14 protein-coding genes are annotated in these 15,785 nt (G+C 73.3%); 11 read left to right on the forward strand and 3 right to left on the reverse strand.

What is annotated here, in order from left to right:
* The first annotated feature begins 25 nt into the window (after nt 1-25).
* Entirely contained in the window at nt 26-1,843 is a 1,818-nt protein-coding gene (locus tag FHR36_RS38010; RefSeq protein WP_253804779.1) for an ATP-binding cassette domain-containing protein, read from the forward strand.
* A gap of 39 nt (nt 1,844-1,882) precedes the next feature.
* On the opposite strand, the gene FHR36_RS38015 is transcribed toward FHR36_RS38010, so the two are convergent.
* Both FHR36_RS38015 and FHR36_RS38020 read right to left on the reverse strand, forming a co-directional pair.
* Nucleotides 1,883-2,572 (reverse strand): SDR family oxidoreductase, encoded by a 690-nt coding sequence (locus FHR36_RS38015; RefSeq protein WP_253804781.1) that lies wholly within the window; start codon nt 2,570-2,572, stop codon nt 1,883-1,885.
* 255 nt (nt 2,573-2,827) lie between these two features.
* Nucleotides 2,828-3,373, reverse strand: coding sequence for an LURP-one-related/scramblase family protein (locus FHR36_RS38020; protein ID WP_253804783.1), 546 nt, complete (start codon nt 3,371-3,373; stop codon nt 2,828-2,830).
* A gap of 360 nt (nt 3,374-3,733) precedes the next feature.
* On the opposite strand from FHR36_RS38020, the gene FHR36_RS38025 reads away from it, so the two are divergent.
* Both FHR36_RS38025 and FHR36_RS38030 read left to right on the forward strand, forming a co-directional pair.
* Nucleotides 3,734-5,539: a hypothetical protein gene (locus tag FHR36_RS38025; protein WP_253804784.1), complete on the forward strand. Its 1,806-nt coding sequence runs from the start codon at nt 3,734-3,736 to the stop codon at nt 5,537-5,539.
* 155 nt (nt 5,540-5,694) lie between these two features.
* Nucleotides 5,695-6,966, forward strand: a complete 1,272-nt coding sequence (locus FHR36_RS38030) for an MFS transporter (RefSeq protein WP_253804786.1) — start codon at nt 5,695-5,697, stop codon at nt 6,964-6,966.
* 94 nt (nt 6,967-7,060) lie between these two features.
* Here FHR36_RS38030 and snpA read toward each other — a convergent pair whose 3' ends face one another.
* Nucleotides 7,061-7,699, reverse strand: a complete 639-nt coding sequence (gene snpA, locus FHR36_RS38035; RefSeq protein ID WP_253804788.1) for a snapalysin — start codon at nt 7,697-7,699, stop codon at nt 7,061-7,063.
* 199 nt (nt 7,700-7,898) lie between these two features.
* Here snpA and FHR36_RS38040 point away from each other — a divergent pair, with 199 nt between their 5' ends.
* The 8 genes from FHR36_RS38040 to FHR36_RS38075 all read left to right on the forward strand — a co-directional run bounded on the left by FHR36_RS38040 (nt 7,899) and on the right by FHR36_RS38075 (nt 15,623).
* The gene (locus FHR36_RS38040; RefSeq protein WP_253804790.1) at nt 7,899-8,912 is read left to right on the forward strand and encodes a LysR family transcriptional regulator; all 1,014 of its coding nucleotides are present in this window, start codon (nt 7,899-7,901) and stop codon (nt 8,910-8,912) included.
* A 122-nt stretch (nt 8,913-9,034) separates the two neighbouring features.
* Nucleotides 9,035-9,778 carry a L,D-transpeptidase family protein gene (locus tag FHR36_RS38045; protein ID WP_253804791.1) on the forward strand — a complete coding sequence of 248 codons (744 nt, stop codon included), beginning with the start codon at nt 9,035-9,037 and terminating at the stop codon, nt 9,776-9,778.
* Nucleotides 9,779-9,931: 153 nt separating this feature from the next.
* The gene (locus FHR36_RS38050) at nt 9,932-10,144 is read left to right on the forward strand and encodes a hypothetical protein (protein ID WP_253804792.1); all 213 of its coding nucleotides are present in this window, start codon (nt 9,932-9,934) and stop codon (nt 10,142-10,144) included.
* A gap of 234 nt (nt 10,145-10,378) precedes the next feature.
* Nucleotides 10,379-10,828 carry a helix-turn-helix domain-containing protein gene (locus tag FHR36_RS38055; RefSeq protein WP_253804793.1) on the forward strand — a complete coding sequence of 150 codons (450 nt, stop codon included), beginning with the start codon at nt 10,379-10,381 and terminating at the stop codon, nt 10,826-10,828.
* Nucleotides 10,829-10,991: 163 nt separating this feature from the next.
* Nucleotides 10,992-11,444, forward strand: a complete 453-nt coding sequence (locus FHR36_RS38060; RefSeq protein ID WP_253804794.1) for a transposase — start codon at nt 10,992-10,994, stop codon at nt 11,442-11,444.
* A 501-nt stretch (nt 11,445-11,945) separates the two neighbouring features.
* Entirely contained in the window at nt 11,946-13,910 is a 1,965-nt protein-coding gene (locus FHR36_RS38065; RefSeq protein WP_253804796.1) for a putative Ig domain-containing protein, read from the forward strand.
* A 152-nt stretch (nt 13,911-14,062) separates the two neighbouring features.
* Nucleotides 14,063-14,503, forward strand: a complete 441-nt coding sequence (locus FHR36_RS38070; protein ID WP_253804797.1) for a hypothetical protein — start codon at nt 14,063-14,065, stop codon at nt 14,501-14,503.
* Between the two features lie 130 nt (nt 14,504-14,633).
* Nucleotides 14,634-15,623, forward strand: a complete 990-nt coding sequence (locus FHR36_RS38075) for an aldo/keto reductase (protein WP_253804798.1) — start codon at nt 14,634-14,636, stop codon at nt 15,621-15,623.
* Nucleotides 15,624-15,785 lie beyond the last annotated feature (162 nt).

A 15,785-nucleotide genomic window follows, 5' to 3' on the forward strand; every position in this document is an offset into this window, starting at 1 on the left:
CCCCCGGCCCGGAAGGAAGCCGCCGATGCCCCTCCCCACCGACCGCCGTACCCGGAACGCGGCCCGGAACGCGTCCCCGCCCGCGGACCTCCCCGACGGCCGGGCCGCCGCGCGGCTGCTGCGCACCGCACTGGGCGCCGACCGCGGCGCCCTGGCGCGGTTGCTGGCCTGGAACCTGGGGTCGGCGCTGCCCGCCCTGGTGTCGGGCAAGGCGCTGGCGCTCGCCGTCGACCGGGGCTTCCTCGGTCACCGCCCGGCCCAGGCCGCCGGCTGGCTCGCCGTGTTCGCCGTGGCCGCCGCCGTCGGCGCCTGGTCGACCCGGCAGACCTACCCGTGGCTGGCCCGGCTGGTGGAGCCGATGCGCGACCGGCTGCTGCGCGAGGTGGTGACCGGGCTGTTGCACCGCGCGGTGGCGGCCCGTGGCCGGTCCGACGGGTCGGCCGCCGTGGCCGTGGCGCAGCTGACCCGCCAGGTGGAGGCGGTGCGCGACACCACGGCCGGGCAGCTGCTGCTGGTCTCGCAGTTCACGCTGACGGTCGCGGCCGTGGTGGTGGGGACGGGTGCTCTCGCGCCCGCCGCGGCCGTCCTGGTGGCGGTGCCGCTGCTGCTGGCCCTGCTGCTGTTCGCGGCGCTGGCCCCGGCCACCGCGAGGCGCCAGCGGGAGGCGTTCGCGAGCGAGGAGGAGCTGGCCCGGCGGTTCGTCGAGGTGGTCCAGGGCCTGCGGGACCTGGTCGCGTGCGGTGCCGACCGGGACGCCGAGCGCGAGGTGCTCGCCGCGGTGGAGGCCAACGCGGCCGCCACCCGGGCGCTCGCCCGGGTGGCCGCGCTGCGGCGGCTGATCGTCGCGCTCGGTGCCCACCTGCCGCTGCTGCTGGTGGTCCTCGCCGCGCCGCTGCTGGTCCGGCGGGGGCTCAGTGCCGGCGCGGTGGTAGGCGTGCTCGCGTACCTGACCGGCACGCTGGAGCCGGCGCTGCGCCTGCTGGTCCAGGGGGTCGGGGCGTCCTGGCTGCGGCTGGCGGTGGCGGCCGAACGGCTCGCCGCCGCGGCGGCCCGCCCGGAGAGCGTAGGCCCCGCCGACCGGGCCGACTCCGGGACGGTGAAGGACGGTTCGGTCCAGTTGGCCGCCGTCGGCTACGCGTACGGTCCGGCCGCCGAGCCGGTCTTCGCCGACCTCGACCTCGCCCTCGCGGACGGTGAGCACCTGGCGGTGGTCGGCCCGTCCGGGATCGGCAAGTCCACCCTCGCCGACGTGCTCGCCGGCATCGTGCCGCCGGACCGCGGCCGGGTCCGGCTCGGCGGCGTCCCGCTCGCCCGGATCCCCGCGGCCGAGCTGGCCCGGGTCCGGGTGCTGCTGCCGCAGGACCCGTACGTCTTCGGCGGCCCGCTCGGCGACAACCTGCGCTGGCTGGCGCCCGAGGCCACCGAGGCGGAGGTGACCCGCGCGCTCGCCGCGCTCGGCGCCACCGCGCTGGTGGAACGCCTGGGCGGCCCGGCCGCCGAGATCGACCCGCGGGCGCTGTCGGCGGGCGAACGGCAGCTGATCGCCCTGGTCCGGGCCCACCTCTCGCCCGCCCGCCTGGTCGTCCTGGACGAGGCCACCCGCCACCTCGACGCGGCCGCGGAGCTCCGGGTGGAACGTGCCTTCCGGGCCCGCCCGGGCACGGTGGTGGCCATCACCCACCGGCCCGGACCCGCCCGCCGGGCCGACCGGGTGCTCTACCTGGACGGTTCCCGGCCGGTGATCGGCACCCACCGGGCGTTGCTGGCCGGCGTGCCCGGCTACCGCGCGCTGATGGGGGAGGAGGCGTACGGCGCGCTGCCGGCCGCGCGGGACGGGCGGTGACCCGCCGGTCCCGCGTGACACCCCCTCACCCGCCGGTGCTCAACAGCCCGGTCGGAGCATCACATCGCTGACCATGCCGTCCCGCGGCAGGTCCAGCGCCCCCACCACCGTCGCGGCCACCGAGTCGGCGGTGAGGCAGGTGGACGGGTCGTACGGCAGCCCGAGGCGCTCGTGCAGCCGGACCTGCATCGGCGTGTCCACCTCGCCCGGATAGACCGCGGTGACCCGCACGCCGTACGGGTACTCCTCCGCGCGCAGCGACTCGGCCAGCGCCTTCAGCGCGAACTTCGAGGCCGCGTACGCGCCCAGGCCCGGCGGAGCGTGCAGCCCCGCACCGGAGTTGAGGAACACCACGTGCCCCCGCGCGGCGCGCAGCGCCGGCAGCACCAGGCGGGTCAGCTCGGCGGGCGCCAGCAGGTTGACCGCCAGCGTGCCGTACCAGCGGTCGGCCGCCAGGTCCGCCACCGTGCCCGGCTCGATGACCCCGGCGACGTGCAGCAGCGAGTCGAGGTGGTCCGGTCCCTTCTGGTCCGCCAGGACCGAGGCCAGCGCGGCCGGCTCGGCCAGGTCGGCGACCAGCGTCCGACTGCCCGGGAACGTCCCGCGCAGCTGCTCGGCGCGGGCCGCGTCCCGGGCCAGCAGCCACAACTCCTCGCCGCGCTGCGCCAGGAGGGCGGCCACGGCCGCCCCGATACCCGAACCCGAACCTGTGATGAGATGAACGCCCATGCCGCGCGTCGTACCCGCCGGCGATGGTCCGGAACGCCGAATTCACGCCCTCCTGGACCGGGCTCCGAGGCCGTGACCAGGAAGGATCCGGCGGCCGGTCGGGGGCGCCGGCCGTCACCGCCGGGCCCACCCGGCACACCGGTCCCGCCGTCCGCACCGCGGTTCGAGCGCCCGTACGGCGGCCGCGTACGGGTTCGACCGGCGCGCCGGGGCCGCGGCGGCCGGATCCCGTCGCAGACCGGGCCGCGCCGGGCGTCAGCCGGGGTGGGACATCGAGTCGATGGCCACCGTGGCGGCGAGGACCACGGTGTGGTCGGTCCCGTCGGCGATGGCGACCCCGTAGGTGTCGCGGACCCGGAACCACTTCTTCGAGACTTCGGCGATCTTGTAGCCGTCGCGTTCGATGGTGTACTCGTGGTCGACGACATTGCCCTCGACGCTCAGGTCGTCGCCCTCCTCCTGGTGGATGGTCCACCGGTTGCGGAGCGGGGTGATCAGGGCCTTCTTGACCAGGGCGACCCGGTGGCCGTCCGCGTCGCCGATCTCCATCGAGTCCTTGATCCGCATCGGCCGGCTCTGGACCGTCGCCACCTTGTGACCCTGCGGATCCTGTAGCTGGAACGTCTGCCGGGCGCGCAGCACCTTGTTGTCGACGCGGTAGACGTGCTCCCCGGAGTCGTTGTCGATCCAGTAGTCGTCCCCGACGGCGATCATCTTCTGCTGCATGCGGTAACGGGTCACCCCGTCGCCGTGGTCGAACGCGCGGTTGGCCCTCCGGCGGTCCCGCCGATCGTCGAACATCGTTCCACGTCCCTTCGGCTGCCACCGCGGTCCCCGGCGGCGCCCCCGGCCGCGGGCCGGCCGCCCGGCTCCGGGCCCGGCGCCGCCGCAACCGGGCGGACGGACTCTCGCACCGGGGACCCGCCGGCCCGCGCGCCGAGCGGCGGATGCCCCGGATGCCCCGGATTCCTTCAGTATGTGCTTCCCCCTGCGGCCGGGCACGGGGGAGCACCGCGGCTCCGCAGATTCACCGGCGCCGCTGATTGTCACAGGCGTGCGGGAGACTCTGCGGCGGAGGGCTTGCCGGACGGGCACGGCGGGAAGGAGCGCCCAGGGTCCCGGAGTGTCGCGGGGCGAACGGGGACGAGGAACGGGGGACGGATGACGATACGTGATGCCCGGCGGGGCGCGGTGCGGCGCGGCGCGGTGGCGCTGGCCGTCTGGTGGCTGTGGATGCCGCTGGTCGCACTGCTGGCGTGGTGGGTCAAGCACGGGCTGTTCGGCGGTTTCGGTCAGCAGGACCAGAGCTACGTCCTGCTGATGGAGCGCCAGTTCTTCCCGCACGGCGGCGTGCTGGACGCGGCCCCGCTGTTCTGGATCTGGGTCGCCGTCGGCCTGCTCGGCACGGTGTGGGTCGTCGGGTACGTCGCCGACGCGTCCGGGACCGCCTTCGGCGACCGGCGGGTGCGGCTGGCCTTCGCCGTGGTGCTGCTGGCGGTGGCCGGCTCGCTGGTGCGGGCGGGCACCGGGATCTGGGACGACGACAAGGACGCGGGCCGCTTCTACGCCCTGGCCACGGTCCTGGACATCCCGGCGGGCGGCGCGGCCACCCCGCGCTCCGTGCTGCCGGTCACCGAACACACCCGCAAGGGCGACGGCGGCCGCTGCGACCTGCTCGGCACCGCCGACGTCCCCGCCTGCGTGAAGACCGCGCCGATGCCCGACTTCGACTTCGACGCGCGGACCGCCTCCTACGCGGCGGCGACCGCCGCGCTCACCGCCAGCGCCGGCCTGACCTCCGGGGTGCACCTGATGGGCCACAGCCTGCACTACCTGCCGGACGCCTCCCAGGGCGGCGGCGTGTGGACGGCCGTCCTGGACGGCTCCGGCGAGCAGCCGACCGAGGGCATCGCCGTCTGGGACGGCCGGTCGAACACCGTCGCCACCTGCGCCTACCGGGGCGACCACGCCTTCGGCCGGGCGTTCGCCGGCACCGGCGCCGTCAGCCTGCGCAACCTGCTCGCCGAGCGGTTCCCCGACCTGGTCTACAGCGACCAGGACATCTGGGGCTACTGCGACGGCCCCGACCCGCGCACCGCCCAGCCGGTGATCGTCGTCTCGGTCGCCCGGCAGACCGGCTGGCTGCAGCGCACGGTGCTGGAACCGGCCGGCGTGCTGGTGCTGCGCGGCTCCTCGGACGGCCGCCCCGACATCACGTACCGGGCCACCGTCGCCCCCGGCGAACTGCCCGGCGCGGTGTACCCCGCCTCGATCGTCCGCTCGCAGATCCACGAGGTGCAGTGGCTCGGCGGCCGCGGCGCCAAGGACGACCGCGGCTTCGGCTACGCGCACACCTCCGCCGCCACCAACGCCGGCAACCCGGGCGAGTTCCTGCTGCGCTCCAAGGCGGACGGACACCTCTACTACGTCACGCCGCTGGTGCCGCGGGAGAGCTCCTCGCAGCTGGTGGTCGCGTACGCGGTGCTGCAGGCGGACCGGGTCGGCGGCGGTCTGGGCGACCTGCACGTGTACGTGCGCGGCGACGACAGCCCGTCGGTCAACCTGGACGTGCTCGCCAGCCGGATGGTCTCGTACATGGCGCAGCAGACCTCGATCACCATCAGCGCCGGCCAGGGCGGGGCGCTGCAGGAGATCATCCCGTTCGGCCGGGACATGTGGCGCGGCTACGTGGACTTCAACGGGCAGACCCAGGACTACATCGACCTGTCCGGCGACGCCACGGTGAAGCCCAACCTGGTGTCGCTGAGCGGCCCCATCACCGCGCCGGGCGGCCAGCCGACGCCCGCGCCCACGGCGCCCGCTCCCACGCCGCAGCCTCCGGCGGCGGCCGGCGACTGCGGCGGCGACCCGGGACAGCTGACGACGGCACAGCTCGCCGCCTGCGTGGCGGAGCTGTCCAAGGCGCTGCAGGGACGCATCCAGGCCCCGGCGACCGCCAAGCCCTGACCCGCCGCGGCACCGTCCCCCGGGCCGCTGCCGCCGGTCCGGCGGTCGTCCGTTCCTCGGGTAGGGTGCTCGCTCCGGCGTCCCCGGCCCGCCTCTCGACCGGCGGGCCGGGGAGCCGGCATCGGGCACGCGGAACGGGACGAGGGGCGTCGGGCATGGCGAGCGGGGAGGGGCTGGGAGGTCTGCTCGGCCGCCGGCTGGGACGGCGGTTCGGGTGGCTGTGGGGCGCGAACGCCACCAGCGCGCTGGGCACCTGGCTCGCCTTCGGCGCGTTCCCGCTGATCGCCGTCCGGGTGCTGCACGCGGGCCCGGCCGAGGTCGCCGCGCTCTCCTGCGTCGGGGCCGCGGTGGGCGCCGCCGCGGCGGTCCCGCTCGGCCCGTGGGTGGAGTTCCGCCGCAAGCGGCCGGTCATGATCGCCACGGACCTGGCGCGGTGCGCGGCCCTGCTGACGATCCCCGCCGCGTACGCGCTGGACGCGCTCACCTTCCTGCAAATGCTGCTGGTCTCGGTCGTCGTCGCGGCCGCCGACATCACCTTCCGCGCCGCCTCCGGCGCGTACCTGAAGACGCTGCTGCCCGCCGAGGACCTGCTCGCCGCCGGCGCCCGCTTCGAGTCCACGACCTGGACCACCACGATCATCGGACCGCCGCTCGGCGGCGCCCTGACCGGGCTGCTCGGCCCGGTGGCGACGGTCGTGGCCGACGCCACCAGCTACCTGCTCTCCGCCCTGGGCATCCGCGCCATCGGCGGCCACGAGCCGCCCCCCGAGCGCCGACCGGCCACCCGCCTACGGGCCGGGGATCTGGCGGCGGGCTGGCGGTACATCCTCGCCGACCCGACGCTGCGCCCGCTGCTGGTCAACACCGCGCTGTTCAACGGCCTGGTGATGGCCACCGAACCGCTGCTGGCCGTCCTGATGCTCGGCCGGTTCGGCTTCGCGCCCTGGCAGTACGGCCTCGCGTTCGCGGCGCCCGCCCTCGGCGGCCTGCTCGGCTCGCGGCTGGCCAGGCCCCTCGCCGCCCGTTTCGGCGAGCACCGGATCATGGTCGGTTTCGGGACGCTGCGCGCGCTGTGGCCGGTCGGCCTGGCCTTCCTGCGGCCCGGTACCGCGGGGCTGCTGCTGGTGATGGGCGTCGAGCTCGGGCTGATCTTCTGCTGCGCGGTCTTCAACCCGGTCTACTCGACCTACCGCCTCCGGCACACCGCCACCGACCGGGTCACCCGCACGCTGTCCGCCTGGGCGGTCACCACCAAGGCCGCGACCGCGCTGCTGACCGCCGTCTGGGGCGTCCTGGGCGCGCTGCTCGGCCCTCGGACCGCCATCGCCCTGGCCGGCGTCCTGCTGCTGGCGACCCCGCTGCTGCTCCCGCGACGCAACCCCGCCTCCCGAGCCGCCGAGCCGGAACCGGCCCCGAGCCCGGTCTGACCGGCCGCCGCCGGGCTGTGCCCGACACGACGCCGGCCCGGCCCCACGGTGGTGGGGCCGGGCCGGCGTCGTGTCGGGCAGGAGGTCAGCCAGGTCAGCCGGCCATGGCGAAGCCGTTGGCCCAGAGGTTGTTGACCTTGCGCTTCTCGGTGGAGTTCGGGTACGGGTTGGTGCAGGAGGTGCCGGGGCCGCCGCCCGACATCAGCTCGCTGCACGGGCCGGAGTAGTGGTCCGGCAGGCCGAGGACGTGGCCGGTCTCGTGGGCGGTCACCCGCAGCGAGCTGTACTGCCGGTTCTGCGCGTAGTCGAGGAATATGTAGCCGCTGCCGTGGCCGTCGGTGCTGGCGTAGGAGCCGCGGGAGTCGTTGCCCTCGTAGTAGCGGAAGTCGGCGTTGCTGCCGGAGCGCAGCTGCACGTTGCTCACCGAGCTGTTCCAGATCTGGGCGCTCTGCGCGATGACGTTCTTGAACGTCGGAGCGCTGCTGGCGTCATAGGTGACGACGACGGCCTTCAGGTACGGGTGGGCGGCCTGCTTGGCCAGCGCCGACGTCATCACGGCCTGGTAGAACGCCTGGCTGTCGGCGTCCTCGGCGGCGGAACCGGCGAAGCCCGCGGTGGCGGTGTAGCCCTGGGTGCTCTGCTGGACGGGCGCCGCGGTGGCGGGCACCGCAGCGGCGCCGGCCGCCAGGACCAGTCCGAGGGCAGCGGCGAGCACGGTCATGGAGCGGTTCATGTGGGGGACTCCATTCGCGGGTCCCGGGGGCCGTGGGGAGGCCGGGCCGGGACACGGTGACGGGTTGATGCACCGAGCTTGGGGCAGCCCGGGCGGGCCGCGCAGATGGCAACCGGCGATAGCACCGGCCAATATCCCCTGCTGAACAGCTCTTTGACGTCTCGTTGGGCAGTCTTGACATGCACTTGGCATATGGGGAATGCCCGGTTATGCTCCCGATGTGGAGCTCGACGTACGACACCTCCGGGTGCTGTGCGCGGTCGCGGACACCGGCAGCGTCCGCAAGGCCGCCCGCCGCCTCGGCATGACCCAGCCCTCCCTCACCACCCAACTGCACCGCATCGAACGGACCATCGGCGGCAAGCTGTTCACCCGCGACCGGACCGGCAGCCGCCCCACCGCCCTCGGCCACTCCGTCCTCTCCCGGGCCAGACCCGTCATCGGCGAGATGGACGCCCTCATCGCCGCCGCCCGCGAAGAAGCCGCCACCCGACCCGGCCGGCGACGACTGCGGATCGGCAGCGTCGGCAGCCGCGCCGTCGCCGCCTGGCTGCGCCGCGTCCACGACCGGCTCCCCGACACCGACACCACCATCCACATCGACATCTCCGCCATCGCCCTGCTCCAGCTCGTCGCCGCCGAACAACTCGACATCGCCTTCGTCCACGAGAGCGAGGGCTTCCCCCTGCAAGTGCCGCCCGGCACCGAGCAGCGCGTCCTGATGGCCCGCGAACCCCAGTTCGTCGCCCTCGCCGAGGACCATCCGGCCGCCGCCCGCCCGGTCGTCACCCTCGCCGACCTGGCGCACGACACCTGGATGGTCGACCCCACCGCCGACCACGAGTACGCCGCCCTGCGCCGCGTCTTCGCCGAAGCCGGCCTCGACCCGCGGGTCGTCCAGGTCCGCGACAACGCCACCGCCGCCGAACTCGTCGCCTCCGGCGAAGCCGTCCGCCCCTTCCAGCCCACCTCGCCACCCGGCCCCGGCACCGTGCTCCGCCCCGTCGACGGCGACCCGTTCGCCCACCGGCTCCTGCTCACCTGGCGCCCGACAGCCATCGGCGGCCCCGCCCTCGACGGACTCTGGACCGACCTGCGCCGCGCCTACCTCGACCTCGCCGGCGTCAACCCCGCCTACCGCGCCTGGCTGCGCCGCCACAACCGCTCCCTGCGCACCCTGCTCGCGCCCGCCGGACCGATCGCCGAGCGTTGAGCGGACACGCCGGTGGTGTCGGTACCGGCCCCGCGGTGCCGGTCGGCCGATCATGGGTTCCGCGTGGACGGTGTGCCCCCGCCCGCCGCGCCCGTCCTGGTCGGATCGAAAGGGACCTCTCGATGGTCGTCGCCTCCTGGAAACGTCCCGTCACCCGCCGCGGCCCGGGCGCGTGCCGGCTGTCGGCCGCCGCTGCGCTCGGCCTCGCCCTCGCGGTCACCGGTGCCGTCCCCGCGTACGGCGCGACCGCCGACGACGGACCCTTCCCCGTCCCGGTGGCGGCCGGCCCGGCAACCGAGCAGGTGATCACGGTCAAGGGCGACGGCACCCACGCCACCGTCACCCTGTGGGACCGCCGGGACGGCCGATGGCAGCCGCTCGCCACCACCGCCGACGCGCGGATCGGATCCGGCGGCCTGCACAGCGGCCTCACCCGCGTCCAGGGCACCGGAACCACCCCCACCGGCACCTACACCATCACCCGGTCCTTCGGCCTCGCCCCCGACCCCGGCACCCGCATGCCCTACCACCACGTCACCCCGCACGACTGGTGGGTCCAGGACCCCTCCTCCGCCCACTACAACCAGCTGCGCACCGACACCCAGGGCGGCTTCCACCTCACCGAGGACGGCCCCCTCGGCAGCGAACACCTCGTCAACTACCCCGTCCAGTACGAGAACGTCCTGGTCATCGACTTCAACACCGCCCCCGTCGTCAAGGGCCGCGGCGCCGGCATCTTCCTCCACGACCTCGGCCCGAAGGCCGGCGACACCGGCGGCTGCGTCGCCGTCCCCGCCGCCTTCATGACCCGCACCATGCACTGGATCGACCCCGCCGACCACCCCGTCATCGCGATCGGCCAGTGAGATCCCCGCTCTGCTGCCGGGTGGTTGCGGAGGGCAATCCCTGCGATACGCCGCCGGTGTTCGGGTTGATCGGTTGATGACGCCTGGGCCGGGCGGAAGACTGTCGCGGTGCTGTACCTGTAGGTGACACCGCCGCCCTGGGAGTGATCTCCGTTGCCAGATCTCATGCCAGGGCTGCCGTCCGGATACCGGGCGCGACCGGCCACCGCTGACGACACCGGTGACATCCATCGCCTGGTCGCGACCTGCGAGCGCGCGCTCTTCGGGCGGGTGCAGACCGATCTCGGCCGCATCGCCGCCGACCTCGCACGACCCGGCCTGGTCCCGGAGCCGGACACCCGGTTGATCCATGACCGGGCGGGGTAGTTGGTCGCTCGGGCCTGGGTGAACCGGCGCTGTGCGGTGGACGTCCACCCCGAGCACCGGTGCCGTTACCTGGGCAGTGCGCTCCTGGCCTGCGCCGAGGCCCGGGCGAGGCGAACGGCCGCAGACCTACGTCAGGAAGCACCACCCCAAGCCATCGGAGGCCCGGAACGCCGCCCACCTCGCCCCGACGGACAAGTTCTATGAGATTGTCCGGAGGTACATGAACATCCGTGGGTGGAACGGGAGCGGGAAGAGGAAATGATCTACCGCGCACTCGACTACCAGCTGACCTGCAGCAAGTGCGGTCATGACGTGACGGGCTCGCGGGGCCAGCAGATCGTGATGGAGAAGTTCGGCTGGTTCGACGAATGGCAGTGCGAGAACTGTGGTCTGGTCAGTGACGACTACGGCGACGGGCCCGGGCCGGAGGACGTCAGGGAAGGACTGCTGGCGCAGTTCGGAGGATTCCGGGTCCGGCTCGTGGAAGGCCGGGACGGGACCGTCGCGGCGGCCCGCCACCTGCGGGAGATCCTCGACTACAGCCCGGCCGAGGCGATCGGCAGGCTGAGGGCGGCGAAGGCCGGGGAACCCCTCGGAACCGCTGTCGAAGTCGAAGCCCTCGTGCAGGCACTTCGCCGGGACGGATACGCCTACGAGACGGTCGCCGCCGGATCGGAGGACTGAGCAGCCGGATCCGCCGCGCGGCGCATGTGCTTGTGGCGCTCCGGTCACACGCACCAGCCGTCCCGTGGTGACGGTGCGGGCGGCCGGGCCGGCCCCACCTTCCGCTGGGAGTACTCCGTCGGCTGGGCGGGCCACCGGGCGCGAGCAGTCCGTCATCGAGATCGTGGACCGCCTGGGCCTGTGGCAGCCGGCCACCGGCGAGCACCGCAAGCACGCCCGCGTCGAGCCGAAGATCCGCGACCAGAAGGCCTCGGGCATGGGCCTGCTGCCCTCCCGCGAGATGACCGTGAACACCGCCTGGCCGACGGCCACCGCCATCGCCTCCGACCTGCGAGCCTGGCTCCAACTCCTCGCCCTGGACGGCGAGGAGGCCAAGGCCACCCCCAAGACCCCGCGCCACCGCATCCTCCACGTTCCCGCCCTCCTGGTCCGTGGCCGGCGCAAACGCCGACTCAAGGTTCCCACGAGCACCGAGAGGAGGGCCCCGGAGTCTCCGGGACCGTGGAACCCCGGCGTTGCCCGGCACGACAGCCGACGCGCAGCCCTCACCGGCCCCGTCCATGGACAGGGATCTACGCGACATCACGGACACAAGATCAACCGACCATCGCGATGAATCAGCGAGGCCTGCGCGTAGGGATGGAGGTCCGGCACAGCTCAACGGTCTTTCGAAAGGGTCTGTGAGACGGGGCGTCACTCTGTCGCCTCCATCTCCAAGCATTCGCAAAGGAATAGTAGCGAATTCAGCTTGAAGACCGTTCAACAGAAGAGTCGAGTTCAATACTGTTGATGCCCTGAAGGGGGTGTTGGGGAAAGCTTTCCACGGCCTCCACCTGCGGATACGGCATTCCTGAATGTTTCCTTATGCGGATCCATTGACTGCCTGTCGGCGCCTCTGCTTTGCTTCAGCCCGCAGACGGACGGCCAGCCCCACATGACGAGTCATCAGCTCGCCAGGCCATGCGCGGAATTTCCGGATCGGGTCCCGTTGCGCGGGTGTTGAAGCGCGCGGGATTCCCTTTCCGGCCGTGCCCCCACCGTCGGCTTCTGTCCGGATTCGACCGTCCGACGCCCACCGGCGTGCGGACGGTCGGCATGAGAGAGGCTCCCCCCATCGATGGGTAGTTCCCCCACCACCAGGCGTACCAGGCTGGCGGCGTTCACCGGCGCCGCTTCGCTGGCGCTCGCCGCCGCCGGACTCGCCGTCACCGCGGCTCCGGCGCAGGCCACCACCGCTCCCGAGCAGGCCTCGGCGGCGGTCTCGGGCCAGGCCCACCACAGCGGTCTCGCGGCCGACTCCAGTGGCATCTCCAACGAGTTCAACCCGTTCAGCCCGGCGCTCACGCAGAGCAACATCCCGGGGATGAAGCAGTACGCGGCGCAGAAGCGGGAGCGCATCGCGCACCAGCTCCAGGCGGCGGCCACCGGCCAGCAGACGCTGTCGTACGGCGGCGGTGTCGACGGCATCGGCGTGCAGAGCGGCCACTCCAAGGTGTACCTGGTGTTCTACGGCAACCAGTGGGGCACCCAGACCACCGACGCCAACGGGAACGCCAAGTTCTCCGGCGACTCGGCGGGCGCCGCGCAGGCCACGCAGAACATGTTCAAGGGCATCGGCACCAACGGCGAGACCTGGTCGGCCGACCTGACCCAGTGGTGCGACGGCGCGAGCGTCGCCGCCGGCGCCACCAGCTGCCCGGCCAACGCCAACTTCGTGCCGTACCAGAGCGGCGGCGTGCTGTCCGGTGTCTGGTACGACAACGCGGCAGCCTCCCCGGCGTCCGCGACCGGCCACCAGCTGGGCGTGGAGGCCGTCAACGCGGCCGCCCACTTCGGCAACACCACGGCCGCGTCCAACCGCGACGCGTACTACGTGATCCTGTCGCCGCACGGCACCAACCCGGACAACTACCAGAGCCCGACCCAGGGTTACTGCGCCTGGCACGACTGGAACGGCGACACCACGCTGACCGGTGGCGCGGCCAGCTCGCCGTACGGCGACATCGCGTTCTCCAACCAGCCGTACAACATCGACATGGGCGCGTCCTGCGGTGTCGGCTTCGTCAACTCGCCCGGCACCCTCGATGGTTGGACGATGACCCTCGGCCACGAGTGGCACGAGATGATGTCCGACCAGAACCCGGCCGGCGGCTGGACCAACCACGTGTCGGGCAGCAGCTACAACGGCCAGGAGAACTCGGACGAGTGCGCCTGGATCAAGCCCGGCCAGGCCGGCGGCGCCGCCAACGTCAGCTTCGGCCCGTTCGGCACCTTTGCCGAGCAGGCCAGCTGGTCGAATGACACCAACTCCTGCGCGATCACCCACGCGATCCTCACCCACGGCACCACCAACACCGTGACGGTGACCAACCCGGGCAGCCAGTCCGGCACCGTCGGCACCGCGGCGAGCCTGCAGATCCAGGCCTCCGACTCCGCGTCGGGCCAGACCCTGACCTACGCGGCCACCGGCCTGCCGGCCGGCCTCGCGATCAACTCCGCCACCGGCCTGATCTCCGGCACCCCGACCGCCGCCAGCACCTCCTCGGTGACGGTCACCGCCACCGACACCACGGGCGCCGCCGGCTCCACGAGCTTCACCTGGACCGAGGCCCCCACCGGCGGTGGCACCTGCACCGCGGCGCAGCTGATCGGTAACGCGGGCTTCGAGACCGGCTCCGCGGCCCCGTGGACCGCCTCCTCGGGCGTGGTCGACAACTCCGCCTCCGAGGCCGCCCACGGCGGCTCCTGGAAGGCCTGGATGGACGGCTACGGCTCCGCCCACAGCGACAGCGTCTCGCAGACCGTCTCGATCCCGGCCGGCTGCAAGGCGACGTTCAGCTTCTGGATGCACATCGACACCGCCGAGACCGGCTCGACCGCGTACGACAAGCTGACCGTCCAGGCCGGCTCCACCACGCTGGCGACCTACTCCAACGTGAACGCGGCCACCGGCTACGTCCAGAAGTCCTTCGACCTGTCGGCCTTCGCCGGCCAGAGCGTCACCCTGAAGTTCACCGGCACCGAGGACTCCTCGCTGCAGACCAGCTTCGTGATCGACGACACCGCGCTCAACGTCTCCTGACCGGGACCTGACGCGACACCGGGGCGGGCCGTCTGCGGTCCGCCCCGGTGTCGTCGTGTCCCCGTCGGTGGATCCGATCGGGGTGTCACCGCGTCTCACCCACGCGCAAAGAACCAGCACAGAGAACCCGCACAGCGAACGGAGTCCCCGCCATGAAGACGGTGCCCCTGAAGGCGATCCTCACGCTCGGCCTCGCCGTGCTCGGACCGGTGGCGCTCACCGGGTGCGGGCCGTCCGGCGCGAGCGGCCCCGTCACCGCGGCCGGGGCGGCCCCCGTCGCCCTGGACGAGGGCGCCAACCACACCCGGGTCACGGTCGCCGTCGGCGCGACCGTCCGCACCGACCTGCACAGCACCTACTGGTCGCCGGTCACCAGCTCCGATCCGAACCTGCTCGCCCCCACGGGAACCCCCTCGACCTCCGCCGTGCCGTCCTGCCGTCCCGGCGCCGGCTGCGGGACGGTCACCACCGGGTTCGTCGCCCGTGCCACCGGATCGGTCCGGCTGACCGCCCGGCGCACCAGCTGCGGCGAGGCCAAGCCCTGCCCGCCCGACCAGCAGGACTACACCGTCGACGTGGACGTCACTCCCTGAGTGGGTACGCCACCCAGCGGAACCGTCCCCACGGGATGCCGGGCGCCGGGATCCGTCGCTAGATGGAGAGGGGACCTCGGGCCGACGGAACGAGTCGACGGAACGACGAGAGCAAGGGCTGGGACGTCACATGCAACAACGCACTCTGCGGGATCTCCGGGTGTCCGCCATCGGCCTCGGCTGCATGGGTATGTCCGCCTTCTACGGCACCGCCGACCAGGACGAGGGCGCCGCGACCATCCGGCGCGCCCTGGAACTCGGCATCACCTTCCTCGACACCGCCCAGGTCTACGGTCCGCTCACCAACGAGTCCCTGGTCGGCGAGGCGATCCGGGGACACCGCGACGAGTACGTCATCGCCACCAAGTTCAACCACCGGATGGACCACGCCGTGCCGGGCGACATGTCGACGGTGGGACGGCAGGACGGCTCCGCCGAGCACGTCCGCAGCTCCGTCCACGGCTCGCTCGAACGGCTCGGCACCGACCGCATCGACCTGTACTACCAGCACCGCGTCGACCCGAACGTGCCCATCGAGGAGACCGTCGGCGCCCTCGGCGAACTGGTCGCCGAGGGCAAGGTGCGGCACATCGGGCTGAGCGAGGCGAGCGCCGCGACCATCCGCCGCGCCCACGCCGTCCACCCGGTGACCGCCGTCCAGAGCGAGTACTCGCTGTGGACCCGGGACGTCGAGGCCGAGGTGCTGCCCACCTGCCGCGAACTCGGCATCGGCTTCGTCCCGTACTCCCCGCTCGGCCGCGGCTTCCTCGCCGGCCGCTTCAGCTCCCCGGACGAACTGGAGGAGAACGACTTCCGCCGCGGAAACCCGCGCTTCACCGAGGCCAACCTGCGCGCCAACCTCCGGCTCGCGGAGAAGGTCAAGGAGATCGCCGCGGAGAAGGACGTCACCCCGGCTCAGCTGGCGATCGCCTGGGTCCTGGCCCGGGGCGAGCACCTGGTGCCGATCCCGGGCACCAAGCGCCGCACCTACCTGGAGCAGAACGCGGGCGCCGTGGACGTCGAGCTGACCGCCGACGACCTGGCCCGCATCGACGCCGAACTGCCCGCGGTGGCGGGCGAGCGCTACGACGAGGCGGGCATGCGGGCCGTGAACCGCTGACGGTCCGTCGGAGGTACCGGACGGCGCTGATCGGATGACGATCGGACCGCGGGACGGAGTGTCCGGCGGCTCCCCGCGGATGCCCGGATAGCTTGGCGGGGCGGCCCCAGGTTCGTCCGGGAGGGCGGTCGGCCGCACGGTTCAGGCAGCGGGTGACGGCCG

This window comes from Kitasatospora cinereorecta (genome assembly GCF_024172095.1).
Lineage (GTDB): Bacteria > Actinomycetota > Actinomycetes > Streptomycetales > Streptomycetaceae > Kitasatospora > Kitasatospora cinereorecta.

What these genes read in the sequence shown, in the direction of transcription:
- FHR36_RS38025 (WP_253804784.1), top strand. Translation starts at nt 3,734, where the DNA reads ATGACGATACGTGATGCCCGGCGGGGCGCGGTGCGGCGCGGCGCGGTG.
- FHR36_RS38045 (WP_253804791.1), top strand. Translation starts at nt 9,035, where the DNA reads ATGGTCGTCGCCTCCTGGAAACGTCCCGTCACCCGCCGCGGCCCGGGC.
- snpA (WP_253804788.1), bottom strand. Translation starts at nt 7,699, where the DNA reads ATGAACCGCTCCATGACCGTGCTCGCCGCTGCCCTCGGACTGGTCCTG.
- FHR36_RS38040 (WP_253804790.1), top strand. Translation starts at nt 7,899, where the DNA reads ATGCCCGGTTATGCTCCCGATGTGGAGCTCGACGTACGACACCTCCGG.
- FHR36_RS38015 (WP_253804781.1), bottom strand. Translation starts at nt 2,572, where the DNA reads ATGGGCGTTCATCTCATCACAGGTTCGGGTTCGGGTATCGGGGCGGCC.
- FHR36_RS38030 (WP_253804786.1), top strand. Translation starts at nt 5,695, where the DNA reads ATGGCGAGCGGGGAGGGGCTGGGAGGTCTGCTCGGCCGCCGGCTGGGA.
- FHR36_RS38065 (WP_253804796.1), top strand. Translation starts at nt 11,946, where the DNA reads ATGGGTAGTTCCCCCACCACCAGGCGTACCAGGCTGGCGGCGTTCACC.
- FHR36_RS38070 (WP_253804797.1), top strand. Translation starts at nt 14,063, where the DNA reads ATGAAGACGGTGCCCCTGAAGGCGATCCTCACGCTCGGCCTCGCCGTG.
- FHR36_RS38010 (WP_253804779.1), top strand. Translation starts at nt 26, where the DNA reads ATGCCCCTCCCCACCGACCGCCGTACCCGGAACGCGGCCCGGAACGCG.
- FHR36_RS38020 (WP_253804783.1), bottom strand. Translation starts at nt 3,373, where the DNA reads ATGTTCGACGATCGGCGGGACCGCCGGAGGGCCAACCGCGCGTTCGAC.
- FHR36_RS38075 (WP_253804798.1), top strand. Translation starts at nt 14,634, where the DNA reads ATGCAACAACGCACTCTGCGGGATCTCCGGGTGTCCGCCATCGGCCTC.